This window comes from Robertmurraya kyonggiensis (genome assembly GCF_005116465.1).
Taxonomy (GTDB): Bacteria; Bacillota; Bacilli; order Bacillales; family Cytobacillaceae; genus Robertmurraya; species Robertmurraya kyonggiensis.
This window is the reverse complement of record NZ_SWBM01000001.1, coordinates 507,404-523,418: the sequence shown is the minus strand read 5'-3', so window position 1 is coordinate 523,418 and position 16,015 is coordinate 507,404. Positions and strand designations below refer to the sequence as shown.

The following is a 16,015-nucleotide window of genomic DNA, read 5'->3' as shown; positions in this document are numbered from 1 at the left end:
AGGAAAATCCTATTAATCTCCAAAAATTTCAAAAAAGGGATCCACGAGCAGAAATTTTCATGTAATATAGCAATATCAACTTTTGAAAGAAGGGTATTCATTGAGTCAAGCAGCCTTAACATCTCAGCCCTTTAAAAAAGGAATTGAGAACACAAACTACAAAATTTTAGTTATCATCGGGATCTGTCATTTATTGAATGATTCTCTCCAAGCTGTTGTCCCTGCTATGTTCCCAATTTTAGAGGATTCTATGGGATTAACTTTTACACAGCTCGGGATCATTGCCTTTTCGCTAAACATGGTTGCCTCGGTGATGCAGCCCTTTGTAGGGGTTGTAACGGATAAGAAACCGATGCCTTATGCGTTGCCGATTGGGTTAACATCTACGTTAATTGGTGTGTTTGGGTTAGCATTTGCCCCTTCTTTTATTTGGATTGTATTTTCTGTTTTATTTATCGGTCTTGGTTCAGCAGTTTTTCATCCAGAAGGCTCTCGAGTAGCTCATATGGCCGCAGGAACGCGTAGAGGACTTGCTCAATCCATATATCAAGTTGGGGGAAATACAGGGCAAGCATTAGCCCCTGTCATTACCGCATTAATTTTAGTCCCGCTCGGTCAAAAGGGAGCTGCTTGGTTCATCATTGTCGCAGCCATGGCCGTGTTTCTGTTAGTCTATATCGCAAACTGGTACACTCAAAAATTGCAACTAGATGTTAAAAGTGTCAAACGTAAAGGACAGAGCGCAGTTTCTGCTGAAAATCCTTTTACACGAAAAATTGTCTTATATCTCGTCTTGCTCTTATTCTTAATTTTTGCCCGTTCTTGGTATGTGTCGGGTATTACAAACTACTATGCATTTTTTGCAATCGAAAGCTATGATTTTTCAATTGAAAAGGCTCAAGGTTTCCTATTTGCCTTTTTAGTGGCAGGTGCGGTCGGTACTTTCTTTGGCGGTCCATTAGCTGATCGTTTTGGAAAGAGAAATGTGATTTTCTTTTCACTAATTGGAACAGCACCATTCTCTATATTAATGCCTTTTGTATCGCCTACAATTGCATTTATTATTTTGACTATTACAGGTTTTATTTTAATGTCTAGCTTTTCCGTTACCGTTGTCTATGCACAGGAGCTTGTCCCGGGAAAAATCGGCTTAATGTCAGGTTTAACTGTAGGCTTAGCTTTTGGAATGGGCGCAATCGGTTCAATTGTGCTCGGTTACTTAGCCGACCAAATTGGAATTGTCTTAACGATAATCTTAACCGGATTTCTTCCTTTACTCGGAGTCCTGACACTACTACTTCCTAATGATACAGCGAAAAAAGGGATGGCTTAGAGCTCCATCCTTTTTTATACAACTATGAAAGCGTTTTAAATTTCGATTATTGTTAACAATTAGACCATTCGTTTTCGTGAAAACTCTCTATAATTATAGATAGAATAACTATTCAATTTTAAGGAGGAAAAAATCATGCATTTTAGTAATCATCGTGACTTTTATCAAACTTGTCTTTTGCCCACAAGCAGAAACGATATTGTGCATTCCGTCCCAAATGTTTCCCATTGGTTAATTGCTATTGAAGGACATAGAGAATCTGAGCAAGAAGAGTTTTATACTTGGAATGTGGTCATTTACGAAACAAATGAAGACGGTTATTTTCAAAATAAAAAACCCTACTACACCTCTTCTATCTATAGAAATTTTCATCAGGCTTGTAAGGCTGCTACTGAGCTAAAACTAACAATTACAATCAATGGTTTTCATCTTCCTTCTCCTCAAATATGCTAATCTCCATTTCCCCTTTTGCTTTTCTTCTTTTTAAGAATCCATGTGAAAACATATACAGACAGTGAATACGCAACTTTTCTTAATAATTTCATGCATAAAAACACAAAATAGGTTTAGAAGGTGGTGAAATCATGAGCAAAAAGAAAGCTAAAAACAACAGCATTGAGCAAAATCAAAAAGATCATGAGACAGAAAGTGCCTTTCAACAGGATAAAACGAAGAAAACTCGAAGCAAAAAATAATACAACTTAAAGGTGGTTACTATGGGAAACTTAAAAGCATTAGCTGTTAAGTTCATCGCTACTCTTGCTATTTTGTATTTGATTTTAGGATTATATTATGGAATGACATTCGGAACAGTATTCCTAATTACACTCGTTTTAGGAATTGTATCATATTTAGTTGGAGATTTAGGCGTTTTGCCTAGAACCAGTAATATTGTTGCTACGTTAGTGGATTTTGTCCTTGCTCTCTTAATCGTTTGGCTAATGATTTCTTGGCTAACAGCATCGACAACTGCCTTTACCATGGCACTTATTACAGCTATCGGGATAGCGGTTGTAGAATATGTCTTTCATAAGTATATGTTTAATATCACGAAGCACACGGATGACCGAGATCGTACTAATCGCCCAAGAAACCTTCAATATCAAACGGAGGCTTCTGATGAATTCTCCCCTGAACTATCCAAGGATCATGAAAATAGAAAGTGAAAAAAGAGGAAGCGACGGTCATGTCGCTTCCTCTTTCTTTTGAATTTCTACGCCAACCTGAACACAATACCATGGCCGCCTAATGGATATTCCCACTTAATATTTTCATGAGGGCAACCAATTCGACAACTTCCACATTCGTGACAACCTTCATAGCCGACCTGCATTCTTGCACCTTCCCATTTATATACTTCTCCCGGACAAAATAGCGTACATAACTTATCTGGACAGTTTGTGCTACAAATGTCATGATCAAGTACAGTTAAATGTGATTTCGTGTTTGCTTTAAAACGAATCAAATATTGTTTTTCTTCAATCGTTTTTGTGGACATTATTTCACCGCCTTCCATGCACGATAAAGATCTTTCATCACGCCAAAGGTGCCCCTTTCACTGGTGAAACCTTTAATGATTTGCTTCTGCTTTTCCTTCTTCGGTGTTCCATCGACCGTGAAGAATTTACTCATTGCCTGATTCATCATTGGAACATATTCTTTGAAATACTGTGGGCTACTTTCGAACAAATGAGCTGCATCCTTATATTTTTCTAAATCTTTCATAATAGAGCTTGCGTATAGGGCTTCACGATAGCTATTTAAGCTTGTTTCACTATAATCATTACGTTCTTTTGCATGAATAACAGCCTCAGCAGCCATTTTTCCAGAAGCCATGGCCATATTGGAACCCTCTCGGTGTATCGCGTTGACAAGCTGTGCTGCATCTCCAATTACTACAACTCCATTGCCAGCGACTTTCGGAACAGCACGGAAGCCTCCTTCAGGGATTAAATGTGCCAGATATTCAGTAGATTCTCCTCCTGCTAAAAGTGGTGCCACCATAGGATGATTTTTTAGATAATCTAGCAATTCATAAGGCTTCATTTTTGCCTTAATCATGCTGGATAATGTGGTACCGACTCCAATATTTATGCTCTCTTTATTGGTATAGATAAATGCTGTCCCGAGATTTCCTTTGGTAGAGTCGCCAAAGATTTCAATTGTACAGCCTTGATTTTCTTGCAAATTAAAGCGATCATTGATTTTGTCCTTTGGTAGGTTAATAACCTCCATAGCTGTCAATGCAACTTGGTCAGGCTTTAGTTCGTTATGAAATCCAAGCTGTTTAGCTAAAAGTGAATTAACGCCGTCTGCAAGAACAACTACATCAGCGAAAATTTCTCCATCAGGACGATCCGTACGAACGCCAATAACCTTACCATCTTCCACAATACATTCCGTTACAACCGTTTCATTGATTAATAGAACGCCTTCTTCAACTCCCTTTTTGGCAAACCATTGATCAAAATGTGCGCGCAAGACCGTAAAATTATTGTACGGTTCCACTCCCCATTCAAGCCCCTTATAGCCGAAGGAAACCGTAGACTCTTTATCCATCATCCAAAAACGTTGCTCGATAATCGGTCTTTCTAATGGTGCCTCTTTCCAAAACTCAGGAATAATTTCTTCTGTTTGCTTTCGGTATAAAACGCCACCCATGACATTTTTACTTCCAGGATATTCTCCTCTTTCGATCTGCAATACCTTCAGACCGTTCTTTGCACATGTGTAAGCACATGCGGTACCAGCTGGTCCAGCCCCAACGACGATTACATCAAATTTCTCAGACATAGCTTACTTCACCTCCCTGCTTCACACGAATTTGTTTGAACTGCTCAATTAGTTTCGGTACAACCTCAAAGGCATCTCCGACAATTCCATAAGTGGCAGCCTCAAAGATCGGAGCATTTGGGTCTTTATTAATGGCAATAATGAGCTCGGAATTTTTCATGCCTACGACGTGCTGGATAGCACCAGATAGACCGATAGCAAAATAGATTTTAGGCGTGACTGTTTCACCTGTTTGCCCAATCTGCAATTCATGTGGGAGCCACCCCGCTTCAATGACGTCCCGCGTACCTCCAACGCTAGCACCAATCGTATCTGCTAACTCGTGAATGAGTTCGAACCCTTCTAGGTCCCCCATTCCTTTTCCCCCACAGACAATAACATGAGCATCGGCCAAGCTAGCTGCTTTTGTTACATTCTTCACAATCTCAAGCACTTTTGTACGCATATCTTCTTCGCTTAGCTCAATCATTTCTTCTACCACTTCCCCAATACGAACTCCGTCAAAAGGAAGCGCCTTCATTACTTTCGGTCGAACAGTAGCCATTTGTGGTCGATTCTTCTTACAAAGAATTGTGGCCATGATATTTCCGCCAAATGCCGGACGACTAGCTTCTAGTAATCTTTTTTCCACGTCCACATCAAGCATAGTCGTATCAGCTGTTAGACCCGTACTCAAATCAGTTGCGACTGCACTTGCAAGGTCCTTTCCGTTCGGAGTTGCGCCATATAAGAAGATTTCCGGCCTATATTTAAGCGCCAAATTATTGACACACTTCATATACGATTCTGTACGATAATATTTTAATACTGGATCATCAATCAAATACACTATATCAGCACCATGTCCGATAACTTGTGTAGAAAGCTCTCGCACTTTCTCTCCTAATAATACGCCTGCCAATGGAACTTCTAACTTATCTGCAAGCTGTCGTCCAGCACCAAGCAATTCAAGGGATACGCCTGCAATTTCACCCTCAGATTGCTCAATGAATACCCACACGCCTTGGTATTCCTCCATCCTAGAAAACCTCCAATTTTATATCTAATATGTTACCTATTTCACATTTAAGAGCTCTTTTTGCTCTAAAAGCACTTCCATGAGCTGTGAAACTTGTTCATCACTAGTTCCATCTAGCATTTTTCCACCTTCAAGCTTCGGTGGTGTGAACATTTTTCCAACTACAGTTGGGGACCCTTTTAATCCTAATTGGGTGATATTAACTTCTCCTAAATCACTTACGGACCAAATATGAGATTTGTATCTAGCTGCCTTCAACATATTTGAGAGAGGCGAATATTCAATCTTATTAATTTCTTTCTCAACCGTTAATAAGCAAGGCATATTAGCTTGTACGAGCTCATATCCGTTCGAAAGCTTTCTCTTAATAACAATCGTCCTATCATTACTGTTGACTTCAGAAACCTCGATCACATTCGTAACAGGCGGAATATCTAACCTTCTCGCGATTCCAGGACCGACCTGTCCTGTGTCACCATCAATGGCGTGCTTACCGCAAATCACTAAATCGATTGGATCAACGCTTGCTATTTTCTCAAGCGCCTTAGATAATGCATAACTTGTTGCAAGTGTATCTGCTCCTGCAAAGGCACGGTCTGAAATTAGATATCCTTCATCAGCACCGATTTCTATACATTTCTTAATAACCTCGGTTGCTTGAGGTGGACCCATTGAAAGGACAGATATTTTACCTCTACCCAAAATGGATTTGAGTCTTACTGCTTCTTGTACAGCATGCGCGTCATACGGATTTAAGATGGCAGGTGCACTACGGCGGTCTAGGGTGTTCGTCTTAGGATTGATTTTGATGATTTTTGTGTCTGGGACCTGTTTGACACAAACAACTATGTGCATGCAATAAATCCCCCTTCTAGAATTGTTTTTATTTTGACATGCTCTATCAAAGTTTGATGAAAGCATAGTACAAACAAAATCATGGATGGTGGTGCAATTACTGCTGACTGTTCTGTAGTTGTTAGAAAATAAATAGTGGAGTCATATCTTTGGAGTAATAATTAATTTCGAGAAGATCTAGATAGAATTTGAATAGGTATTTAATTTATTTATATTAATAATAAAGAAAATTTCCATTTTTCCTCTATGATAAAAATCACAATGACACTTAATTTCGAAATATAAATGGCAAAAAAAAGAAGACCTCTTCAAGAGTCCTCATATAACATCATTCATCTAGTTGTCATTAAAAGCTAATGTCATAATATTATTGTTAAAATCCTAAATCCGATGGCCAGCGGCCGATTTTAACGTAATTAAATATGATTTGGTGCACTCTGACTATGTTTGCAAGCTCTTTTCTCATTGTTATAAGGAAAGATATCCCTGAAGAACATAGCTCAGTTCTTTAATTTTGTGGTTCTAAATACAACAAAATATGAGAAAAGAGCCTAATTAAACAATATATTAAACCAACATTTGTGCTTGTGGTAAAATCATTATCATTTGTTTAAAGGCAATTCTAATTTCATCTTGTTGTTGACCAGTTCTTTTAGAGTAGCATTGGTACTCATATATCAATTGATCAAGTTCCTGACTATATCGAATTGTATCATCACTGGTAAACCCTTTTTCTTGAGCTGATTCTATCATTTTTTCTCTCATTTTTCGAATTTCATTCAACTTTTCCCGACAATCGTACTGCACCGCTATCCCCCTAATCTACCTTAAATCCTTAAATCTATTAATGTATCCTTGATGAATTATGCCAAGAAAAAGTTCGAATGTAAATAGAATCGCAATATTAGACAAAACATTCTATAAAGACATGTTTTTTGATAAATCTCTTTTCTATATTCGACATTTTCCGTGATGAACCAACTATTTTTTAAAGAAAGCTCCTTCTAATTCTAGTAGCTTCTCTTTAATATGAACTTGTGTTCCAGCGTAGCCTGTTAATGATTGGTCCTTCCCAATTACTCGATGACAAGGAATGATGATCGGAAGTTTATTTGCTTTATTCGCCTGTCCAATTGCTCGAACAGCTTTTGTATTTCCAATCGCCGTAGCTACATCCTGATAGCTGATTGTTGTACCATAAGGAATCTTTTTTAGCTCATTCCATACTCTTGTTTGAAAAATAGTACCCTTCTCTTGTAAAGGTAAATCAAAGTCCTTCCGCTTACCAGAAAAATATTCATCCAATTGTTGGACAGCTTGCATTAAGAGTGGATGACTACTATTTTTCTGAACCTCTTCTTTTTCTGATTCCAAGAAATCCTCATTGCCGATATGCAGCGCGACAATATGATTTTCATCTGCCACAACATAAATTTCACCGATACTTGATTGATAGATAGTATAATATTTCAATTGTATTCGACCTTTCTACATTCAAACTCTTCTAATAGGAAGTTTTATATAAAAAACGGTTCCTTTCCCTTGCTCACTTTCCACATCTATTTGCCCTTGATGTTCACTAATGATTTTATAGGAAACCATTAGCCCTAATCCAGTCCCTTTTTCTTTTGTCGTAAAAAACGGTTCACCCAATCTTCTTAATTTCTCAGGGTCAATTCCTTCACCTTCATCTTGAATCGATACCAATACTTGATCGCCATCCACTTTTCTAATCGCAATCCGTATAAAACCTCCGTTACTCATTACTTCTATAGCATTCTTTATAATATTGATGAATACCTTTTTTAACTGATTAGGTTCACAATAAATATAAGGAATTTCGGTTTCAAGCGTTAGTTGAAATTGAACATTGTGTAGCACAGCTTGAGGCTTAAGTAATTCAATCGTTTCTTTCATCAATTGAACAATGTCTTTTTCTAAGTATTTCATCGCTTGCGGCTTTGCTAATACTAGAAATTCATTAATGATAGAATCAATTCGATTCAGTTCGTTTTTGATCACTCCGAAATACATCGAATGATCCTCTTTAATTGTATCTTCTAATAACTGAATGAAGCCTTTAAGCGCCGTCATCGGATTACGAATCTCATGAGCAATACCGGCTGCAAGCTGCCCAATTACACTCAATGTGTCTGACTTCCGCAAATGCTCTTCCATTTGCAGTTTGTCTGTAATATCCTTAAATGTAGTCATATTTAAATTCGAAAAGACATTTTTCTTTGTCGCGTACTCCACATGCGTCCTTTCACCTGTTTCCGATACAAACGTGATTACTCCGCATGAATGCTCCTTCGATTTAAAAAGATCGACATGCTCTGACATATCCTCTTCCTTGACATTATACTGTGCCAATATCGATAACAGAGAATGACCAATAATCTCTTCTTTATTTGCATGAAGTAATTTTTCACCAGAAGAGTTTACATCTACGATTTCAAATTTATCATTCCAAAGGATTAAACCTTCAACCGCTCCTTCGAAAATGCTTCGAAATTTACGCTCGCTTTCTCTTAACTCCTGTTCCATTTCATATCGTTCCGTAACATTACGAAAAATCGTCATACGATGACCATTAGCCGAGTGTAGCTTTGTGGTAAATTCCAATATTTTCTTCTGTCCATTCGGCATCAAAAATACAAGTTCATCTCGAACCGAACCTCTGCTATATAGGTCCTTTAATATTCGATTATAATTGCTCGGGTGGCTAAATACAAAGTCTTCTATTTTTTTGTGCTTTAGCTCAGATTCGCTGCTTTCAAAAATTTTGCAGGCCGATTCATTCGCTTCAATGATCCCATCCTCTACTGTCCAAAAGACAATCCCATCTAGCGCCTCAATAAATAAATCTCGATAAAATTCTTCATTTTTCTGTGCTTCTTGATGTACCAATAATTCTTCGGTTTGCATGGAAGATATTTCGTTTCCGGCACTTTTAAATTGCATTTCCTTCACCGTATTCCCACCTTTTATCGCTTTGTCTTGGACTTTGTTTATATAGGATTAACATATGAATAGACACTTGGAAATTTCAAATCAATTTCTTATTCTACAAAAAAGAAAAAAACACCTGCAATAAAAATGAGAAAAAATGGTTTTTTCGTGACAAAAAGACCGTCTCTATGAAACGGCCCCTCAAAATAGGAAAAAAGTTCTATTTCTTAGTAGAGAACTTGTACTATCATTTATAATAATGGATTCTCGTGCTGCGCTTTTAGTCTCTGCCATCTTCTTTCGATTTCCTCTTCAAAATCCGAAAGAATCGTGTTATTTTCTTCTTTTAATAAATGTTTTGTTTTTCCCATATATTTTAGCCAGTCTGAAAGTGGGATTTTCTTTTTCTTTGCTTCAGGATCATAAGTAATAGTTGTTTCCCCTTGTTCCACTTCATATAGTGGGAAAAAATTACAATTGACCGCAGCCTCCATAATCGTATTCCCATAGCGATCCTCTGATTTCCAGTTGAGTGGACAAGTAATGAGAATTTTTCCATAAACAGTTCCAACATTTTGGGCATACCACTGAGCTTTGGCCGCTTTTTTAACCAGATCCTGCGGGAATGCTTCTGTACCTGTAAAGACATAAGGAATATTAGTCGCCGCCATAATTTGCGGTGTATCCTTATGATGGAATGCTTTTCCCTGCTGAGACTTCCCAACATTGGTTGTACTAGTCATATTCCCAATCGGGGTTGAATAGGACATTTGTGAACCTGTATTCATATAGCCTTCATTATCATACTCAAGAATGATTAATTTATGGTTACGAAGAGCCGTGCCGATGGCAGAGCCCATTCCGATATCCATACCACCATCCCCAGTAATCATAACAAAGGTTGCATCGTCCGCTACCTCAATTTCCCCTCTACGTTTCTGTTCAAAAAATGCTTCGAGCGTACCTGATAATGTGGCTGCTCCATTTTGGAACAGATTGTGCATCATTGTTTGCTTATGGGATGTATGTGGATAAGAAGTAGTCGTTACGTAAGCACAGCCTGTTTGAAATAACACAACCACATCTCCTTCAATCCCTTTGAAAAACAACTCTAGTCCACCAAAGATTCCGCATCCTGGGCATGCCCCATGACCTGAAGCAATACGTTTGGGTTTTGAAGTCAATGCTCGCAATGGTGGCATTTTAACCTTCAATTTATTTGTTTCTTCATCCTCTGTGACTTGAATTAAACCTGTTCGATATACATCTCCATGTTGAGGAGTAATAACCGGCTGTATGACGTTTTCTGGGTGACCTGGTACATGCCCGTAATAATCAAAAGGTTTTTCTGCGTAACCCTTTTCTTGCGCATCAATCGCCATTTGGAAAAAGTTTTCCGCATCGTCTGCATAGAAATCCTTCCCACCGAGACCAAACACTCTACTTAACACAATCGTTTGATTTTCCTTATCTTCTTGTAAAACAGACTTTACCTCATGAGTAAGGTTTGGACCATTTGCTCCATAAGAATCAGCTCTCTCTCCTACTAAAAGAGACTTAACGTTCTTTAACGCCTTCCGAATCGCTTCAGCTGGGAAAGGACGAATGATATTTGGACTGATGACACCTGCTTTAATACCCTGTTCTCTAAACTTATCTACTACATCCTTCGACGATTCTGCCGCTGAATTTAATAAGAATAAAGCAACATCCGCATCTTCCATTTTGTATAGATCTAAGACTGGATACTCACGGCCAGACAGCTTTGCATATTCTTCTGACACCTCTTCAAACACTTTGCCTGCAGCATACATAGCTTCAGATTGTTGATAGTGATTATTCGTTAAATCGTCCCCATTCATGTGAGCACCAATTGTTACCGGATTTTTCGGATCACGGGCAAATTGATAATCAAGTGGACATTCTCCTACGAAATCCTGAACAATTTTTCGATCCTTGAAATATTGCACCTTCCGCTTTTGATGGGAAGTAAAGAATCCATCATAAGCCAATATGACGGGCAAGCGAACCTTTGAATGCTCAGCTATTTTTAACGCCATAATATTCATGTCATAGACAGCCTGTGGGGTTCTTGCTGTTAATATCACCCAACCAGTATTGAGTGCAAAATATAGGTCAGAATGGTCACCTCTAATATCTAGTGGTCCACTGATCGAACGTGTCACGAGATTCATCACCATCGGGAAACGAGTGCCAGATTGAACTGGTAGTTGCTCTAACATGTACATGAATCCATTCGCACTTGTCGCATTAAAAACACGTGCTCCTGTTGCAGCTGCTCCATAGCAAATTCCAGCAGAACCATGCTCCCCATCTGCCGCAATTAGTTTAATGTCATGTTCTCTACGAGCCTTCATTTGATCCAAATACTGGGCGACTTCGGTGGACGGAGTAATTGGAAAATAGCCCATAATATGATAGTTGATTTGAGCCGCCGCCATTGCCGCCATCTCGTTCCCAGATTCAAAGGTCATCAACTGCTCAGCTTCCATTCCAGCTGTTAATTCTTTTTCTTTTAATGCCATTAGGAAACACCCCCTGCGATTAACGGAAAGTTTTGCTTCACTTGATGGACTTCTGAATACCCGATGGTTTCACGCAATTCATTCAAAGCTGTTGTTGGACAAGCTTCCACACATTTCAAACAACCCTTACAGTATTGATAATCAATTCCTTGTAGAAACATTTGCTTTCTTCCGCGCTTATCTTCTCCCTCTTCCCATACAAAACAGAAATCAGGACATACGGTGTCACATGAAGCGCAATGAATGCAATCTTCCAGGTTTAAACCAGGTAAATAACCTTGGCGAGAACCACTTAAATCTTTTAAAATACTATTGCCTTGAGCTGTAATTACACCACCAAGTGCCTGAGTTTCATAGCCTAATAGTGGCTGTGGACGGCTAAAGCTCTTCCCAATTGCATCGGCTGGGGCTTCAAACGTTTTAAATTGAACTTCATTATATCCTCTATCAAAAGTGCGAATGTTCGGTTCTACTAAATGCGGATATTTTTTTTCAAAGGTCTTGCGAATGACATTTCGCATAGACTCAGGATCGAGAAAATCACAAATACGGAAAAGTGCTCCTAACATGGCCGTATTGACCTTTGTGCGCTCTTCCACTGCGATTCCTAAAGCATCGACGATGGCCAATGTGCCATATGATAATTGTAGGTCGCTCTTTACATCTTTGAAGTCCCGAGTAGAATTCACTAACACGATTCCATCTGGAATGAGTCCGCTTACAACATCAACTGTTTTATATAGTGCCTCATGAAAAATACCGATAATATGCGGTTGTTCAATTGGACTATGGTCACGAATTTCAACTTCTGCATCACAAAAACGAATGAAGCTTTTTACAGGTGAACCCTTTTTTTCTGATCCATAGGATGAAAAGTTCGAGCCATTCAAGCCCAATCCAAGTACTCCTGCTTCTGCTAACATTTTTCCTGCTAAATTTGCCCCTAATCCACCGATTGATTCAAGACGAATCTCAAAAAAACCTAGATCATTCTTTTTCGGTAAAATAGACATAATCTCCCTCCCTATATGTATGAATAGTGTATTGATACTAATCCCCACTTCATATTGTAGGTGAACTTTTTCATACAATCTGTGACATTTGTTAAACATATAGGAAGAAATTTTGAAACAGTTTATATAAAGGTTGTTGTGCAAGGTCTTGCAATTATATAACAGATGTATTTTTGTTTTATAACAGGAAATTTTCCTTCTATAATAAACACTCCTTTAAAAAGCTGTTCATTTTGACTATTAAATTCAGCCAGCTTCTAGGGTTGTATGAAAAAATTCAAAAAGAAGGTGCCTTTATATAGACACCTTCTTACTATATTTCTATTATTTACATATCTTCAATGACGATATAGGTTGCTTTGATTGGACCGTGAACACCAACGACTAAAATCATTTCGATATCCGCTGAGTTACTTGGACCCGTAATAAAGTTTACACAAGAAGCAACCTGCTCACCATTTGCAACTTTTTCTCGGATAATTTGAGCAGCCTGCGTCATTCTTGGAACGATACTACTTTTCGGAACAAGAATAATCGAAGTTGCTGGTAAGAAAGAAACCGTTCTTCCTTTGTTCTTCCCACTGAATAGCACAGCAGTTCCCGATTCTGCCAGGGTAATATCACTTATCGTAATTCCTACATTTGCATAATTAGCTTTATCAATGTTTTCTTTTCCTTTTGTATGATCCCATTCGTGTAATTCAATGCCTTTTTCTGGCCATTCCTCTTTCATCAGGCTTGTTAAACCATATTGTTCAAAGCGTTCATCCTTCCAAGAAACAATCGGACCGCCACCATAGTTATTTACAACTTCGTTGATAGAAGCGGGGAGCTCCCCAGAAGTTGTCAGCACGAAATTTGTATGAATGTTTTTACATTGTTCTCTTAACACATCTACTAACTCGTCCGGGGTCGCACCTCTTAGAACCTCAACTTGGGGATTATATTTCCAATCAGGTCTTTCAACCTCAGTTCTACGTTCTCTTCCCAATCGACCTGCTAATTTATTCAAAAAAGCTTCTCTATTTTGTATAGTTCCAATCATTACTGTTCCTCTCCCTTTGAACGATTCTTGAACCAATCCCGGAAACGTTCTTTATTTGGTGCTGGGAAGTCACGAACTTCTGTCCATGCTTTTAATGGACCAGGTCCTTTCGTGATTTTTTCCCCATCAGAAAATGGATTCATCGCAGCTGGTGCCATTTTTGAACCAATTTTATAAAGGGCAGGTGAGGAAGCACCAATACCAAATGCTTTCATCAACAGTTTCTCAGAAATCGGTGCACGTCCTTCTTTCTCAACAATTACTTGACGGTGCTTATGGAGAAGATCGTGCAATGGAATTTTCACTGGGCATGCTTCTGTACATGCACCGCATAATGTAGATGCGTATGGAAGCTCCTTATAATCATCATATCCTCCTAATAATGGAGAAAGAACAGCTCCTACAGGACCAGAATAAATGGAGCCATATGAATGACCTCCAACATGGCGATAGACAGGGCACACATTCACACATGCTGCACAACGGATACATTGGAGAATTGATTGGAATTCTCCGCCAAGGATGTCAGAACGACCATTATCTACTATGACAAGATGGAATTCTTCTGGTCCATCTACATCCCCTTCATCCTTTGTTCCTGTCAGTGTTGTGATGTAACTTGTTAGTTTTTGTCCTACTGCACTTCTTGTTAATAAGCTTACAAGTACCTCCATCTCTTCGAAGGTTGGTACAAGTCTCTCCATTCCCATAACAGTAATCTGAGTTTTCGGAAGTGCCGAAACTAAATCCGCATTTCCTTCATTTGTTACAAGGGTAACTGAACCTGTTTCTGCAATAGCAAAGTTACAACCGGTAATTCCCACGTCAGCAGATAAGTATTCTTGACGTAATTTTTCACGGGCATGTAAAGCTAATTCTTCCGGCTCATCAGAATGTTGGTAACCATGTTTTTTATGGAATACATCTCGAATTTGTTGTCTATTTTTATGCAATGCTGGAACAACAATATGAGAAGGTGGCTCATGGTCATCTACCTGAAGAATATATTCACCAAGATCTGTTTCAATAACTTCACAGCCAATATTCTCTAAGCAAGCATTTAAGTTAATTTCTTCTGTAACCATTGATTTTGATTTGACAACTTTTTTTGCGTTCTTTTTCTCAATAACTGCTTGAATATATTCTGTTGCTTCTTCTGGTGTATTTGCAAAAAAAACGTGTCCGCCTCGTTTAGAGACATTTTCGCTTAATTGATATAAGTAGTAATCAATATTATCAAGAACATGCTGACGAATTTCCTCACCATGTGAGCGCCATTCTTCCCAGTTTCCTAGCTCTTCTGCTGCATTTAAACGTCGCGTTTGAAAACGTTCCTGTGCACTGGAAACAGCTCCACGCATAAAGGCATCATTAAGATTTTTTTCAACACGATCATTAAACTTCTCATTGCTTGTTTTCATTCCCATCTGCTATTCCCCCTTTTGTCGATAGTTTCAATTTCATCGACTGTTCAGAACCTCTGCAATATGCATAACCTTAATCTGTTTCCCTTTTCGACCAATTCTTCCGCCAATATTCATTAAACAGCCAGCATCTGCTCCAATTAGAATATCCGCCTCTGTTTCTTCTACATGCTGAACCTTCTCATCAACCATTTGCTCAGAAATATGAGCCATTTTTACAGAGAATGTTCCTCCAAATCCACAGCATTTATCCTTTTCAGGAAGCTCAGTGAACTCTAATCCTTTTACGTTGCCTAATAGTTTCATAGGTGCTTCCTTCACACCTAGTAATCTCGTCATATGGCAGGATGTATGATAGGTTGCTTTACCTTCTAAAGAAGCACCTACATCCGTTACCCCTAATACTTCTACTATAAATTGCGTTAATTCATAAGTTTTATCAGCAAGAGCTTGTGCCTTTGACTCCCAAATTGGATCACCTTTAAAAATATGTGGATATTCCTTAAAGAAATAAGCACATGAACCAGATGGTGATACCACATATTCTGCATGTTCAAATGCCTCAATCATTTTTTTCATCGCTGGTTTTGTTTCTTCTACGTAGCCGCTATTATATGCAGGCTGACCACAGCAAATTTGTGATTCTGGAAAATCAATCTCACAACCAAGTCGTTCTAATAGTTCTACTGTGGCTTTCCCTACATCACCTTGAAACATATCTACTAAACAAGTAGCAAAAAGGGTTACTTTCATTTTCCCCGCTCCTTATGCACACAAAATTTTAGCCCTTCAATTCAATAGGTCACCCGGTCATCTGATGACTAAAATATGGAAGAACTTTATTAACTATTTTTATACTACTACAAACATTCCTACTTTTGAAAGAGTTTTCAAAAAAATAATTTGTATGGAATTAATATCCAAACTCGGTAATGCAACACGCCATTAAAACTATTTTCGAATAATTTATGACAAACTAAATGCGAATTAATACTTAAAATCTATCCTCGTACGTCTTAGGATTAAGCTATTTCGC

At 38.4% G+C, this 16,015-nt stretch carries 16 protein-coding genes; 4 read left to right on the top strand and 12 right to left on the bottom strand.

What is annotated here, in order from left to right; all coding sequences use genetic code 11:
- The first annotated feature begins 100 nt into the window (after positions 1 to 100).
- The 4 genes from FA727_RS02600 to FA727_RS02585 all read left to right on the top strand — a co-directional run bounded on the left by FA727_RS02600 (position 101) and on the right by FA727_RS02585 (position 2,499).
- Positions 101 to 1,333: an MFS transporter gene (locus FA727_RS02600; RefSeq protein ID WP_136829169.1), complete on the top strand. Its 1,233-nt coding sequence runs from the start codon at positions 101 to 103 to the stop codon at positions 1,331 to 1,333.
- Between the two features lie 135 nt (positions 1,334 to 1,468).
- Complete coding sequence (locus FA727_RS02595; protein ID WP_136829168.1) at positions 1,469 to 1,786, top strand: hypothetical protein; 318 nt, start codon at positions 1,469 to 1,471, stop codon at positions 1,784 to 1,786.
- Between the two features lie 131 nt (positions 1,787 to 1,917).
- Positions 1,918 to 2,028, top strand: coding sequence for a biofilm-forming protein (locus FA727_RS02590; protein WP_136829167.1), 111 nt, complete (start codon positions 1,918 to 1,920; stop codon positions 2,026 to 2,028).
- A gap of 21 nt (positions 2,029 to 2,049) precedes the next feature.
- On the top strand, positions 2,050 to 2,499 hold the full coding sequence (locus FA727_RS02585) for a YndM family protein (RefSeq protein WP_136829166.1): 450 nt from the start codon (positions 2,050 to 2,052) through the stop codon (positions 2,497 to 2,499).
- A 47-nt stretch (positions 2,500 to 2,546) separates the two neighbouring features.
- Here the strand turns inward: FA727_RS02585 and FA727_RS02580 are convergent, their stop codons facing one another.
- The 12 genes from FA727_RS02580 to FA727_RS02525 all read right to left on the bottom strand — a co-directional run bounded on the left by FA727_RS02580 (position 2,547) and on the right by FA727_RS02525 (position 15,732).
- A complete protein-coding gene (locus FA727_RS02580; protein WP_136829165.1) occupies positions 2,547 to 2,831 on the bottom strand; it encodes a ferredoxin family protein in 285 nt (94 codons plus the stop codon).
- On the bottom strand, positions 2,831 to 4,126 hold the full coding sequence (locus FA727_RS02575) for an FAD-dependent oxidoreductase (protein WP_136829164.1): 1,296 nt from the start codon (positions 4,124 to 4,126) through the stop codon (positions 2,831 to 2,833). Before FA727_RS02575 ends, FA727_RS02580 begins: the two co-directional genes overlap by 1 nt.
- On the bottom strand, positions 4,119 to 5,144 hold the full coding sequence (locus FA727_RS02570; protein ID WP_136829163.1) for an electron transfer flavoprotein subunit alpha/FixB family protein: 1,026 nt from the start codon (positions 5,142 to 5,144) through the stop codon (positions 4,119 to 4,121). The genes FA727_RS02575 and FA727_RS02570 overlap by 8 nt, the downstream gene beginning before the upstream one ends.
- A 36-nt stretch (positions 5,145 to 5,180) precedes the next feature.
- Positions 5,181 to 5,999, bottom strand: a complete 819-nt coding sequence (locus FA727_RS02565) for an electron transfer flavoprotein subunit beta/FixA family protein (protein ID WP_136829162.1) — start codon at positions 5,997 to 5,999, stop codon at positions 5,181 to 5,183.
- Between the two features lie 567 nt (positions 6,000 to 6,566).
- Positions 6,567 to 6,806 (bottom strand): aspartyl-phosphate phosphatase Spo0E family protein, encoded by a 240-nt coding sequence (locus FA727_RS02560; RefSeq protein WP_136829161.1) that lies wholly within the window; start codon positions 6,804 to 6,806, stop codon positions 6,567 to 6,569.
- A 174-nt stretch (positions 6,807 to 6,980) separates the two neighbouring features.
- Positions 6,981 to 7,472 carry a methylated-DNA--[protein]-cysteine S-methyltransferase gene (locus tag FA727_RS02555; RefSeq protein WP_136829160.1) on the bottom strand — a complete coding sequence of 164 codons (492 nt, stop codon included), beginning with the start codon at positions 7,470 to 7,472 and terminating at the stop codon, positions 6,981 to 6,983.
- Between the two features lie 21 nt (positions 7,473 to 7,493).
- A complete protein-coding gene (locus FA727_RS02550) occupies positions 7,494 to 8,963 on the bottom strand; it encodes a PAS domain-containing sensor histidine kinase (RefSeq protein ID WP_136831001.1) in 1,470 nt (489 codons plus the stop codon).
- 239 nt (positions 8,964 to 9,202) lie between these two features.
- Positions 9,203 to 11,497 (bottom strand): thiamine pyrophosphate-dependent enzyme, encoded by a 2,295-nt coding sequence (locus FA727_RS02545; RefSeq protein WP_136829159.1) that lies wholly within the window; start codon positions 11,495 to 11,497, stop codon positions 9,203 to 9,205.
- Entirely contained in the window at positions 11,497 to 12,510 is a 1,014-nt protein-coding gene (locus tag FA727_RS02540) for a 2-oxoacid:acceptor oxidoreductase family protein (RefSeq protein ID WP_136829158.1), read from the bottom strand. Before FA727_RS02540 ends, FA727_RS02545 begins: the two co-directional genes overlap by 1 nt.
- A 328-nt stretch (positions 12,511 to 12,838) precedes the next feature.
- Positions 12,839 to 13,555, bottom strand: coding sequence for a LutC/YkgG family protein (locus tag FA727_RS02535; RefSeq protein WP_136829157.1), 717 nt, complete (start codon positions 13,553 to 13,555; stop codon positions 12,839 to 12,841).
- Entirely contained in the window at positions 13,555 to 14,982 is a 1,428-nt protein-coding gene (locus FA727_RS02530) for a LutB/LldF family L-lactate oxidation iron-sulfur protein (RefSeq protein WP_136829156.1), read from the bottom strand. Before FA727_RS02530 ends, FA727_RS02535 begins: the two co-directional genes overlap by 1 nt.
- Positions 14,983 to 15,015: 33 nt before the next feature.
- Entirely contained in the window at positions 15,016 to 15,732 is a 717-nt protein-coding gene (locus FA727_RS02525) for a (Fe-S)-binding protein (RefSeq protein WP_136829155.1), read from the bottom strand.
- Positions 15,733 to 16,015 lie beyond the last annotated feature (283 nt).

Coding starts and splice junctions, on each gene's coding strand:
- FA727_RS02545 (WP_136829159.1), bottom strand. CDS start 11,497: ATGGCATTAAAAGAAAAAGAATTAACAGCTGGAATGGAAGCTGAGCAG.
- FA727_RS02565 (WP_136829162.1), bottom strand. CDS start 5,999: ATGCACATAGTTGTTTGTGTCAAACAGGTCCCAGACACAAAAATCATC.
- FA727_RS02540 (WP_136829158.1), bottom strand. CDS start 12,510: ATGTCTATTTTACCGAAAAAGAATGATCTAGGTTTTTTTGAGATTCGT.
- FA727_RS02570 (WP_136829163.1), bottom strand. CDS start 5,144: ATGGAGGAATACCAAGGCGTGTGGGTATTCATTGAGCAATCTGAGGGT.
- FA727_RS02550 (WP_136831001.1), bottom strand. CDS start 8,963: ATGCAATTTAAAAGTGCCGGAAACGAAATATCTTCCATGCAAACCGAA.
- FA727_RS02590 (WP_136829167.1), top strand. CDS start 1,918: ATGAGCAAAAAGAAAGCTAAAAACAACAGCATTGAGCAAAATCAAAAA.
- FA727_RS02575 (WP_136829164.1), bottom strand. CDS start 4,126: ATGTCTGAGAAATTTGATGTAATCGTCGTTGGGGCTGGACCAGCTGGT.
- FA727_RS02595 (WP_136829168.1), top strand. CDS start 1,469: ATGCATTTTAGTAATCATCGTGACTTTTATCAAACTTGTCTTTTGCCC.
- FA727_RS02580 (WP_136829165.1), bottom strand. CDS start 2,831: ATGTCCACAAAAACGATTGAAGAAAAACAATATTTGATTCGTTTTAAA.
- FA727_RS02535 (WP_136829157.1), bottom strand. CDS start 13,555: ATGATTGGAACTATACAAAATAGAGAAGCTTTTTTGAATAAATTAGCA.
- FA727_RS02585 (WP_136829166.1), top strand. CDS start 2,050: ATGGGAAACTTAAAAGCATTAGCTGTTAAGTTCATCGCTACTCTTGCT.
- FA727_RS02530 (WP_136829156.1), bottom strand. CDS start 14,982: ATGGGAATGAAAACAAGCAATGAGAAGTTTAATGATCGTGTTGAAAAA.
- FA727_RS02525 (WP_136829155.1), bottom strand. CDS start 15,732: ATGAAAGTAACCCTTTTTGCTACTTGTTTAGTAGATATGTTTCAAGGT.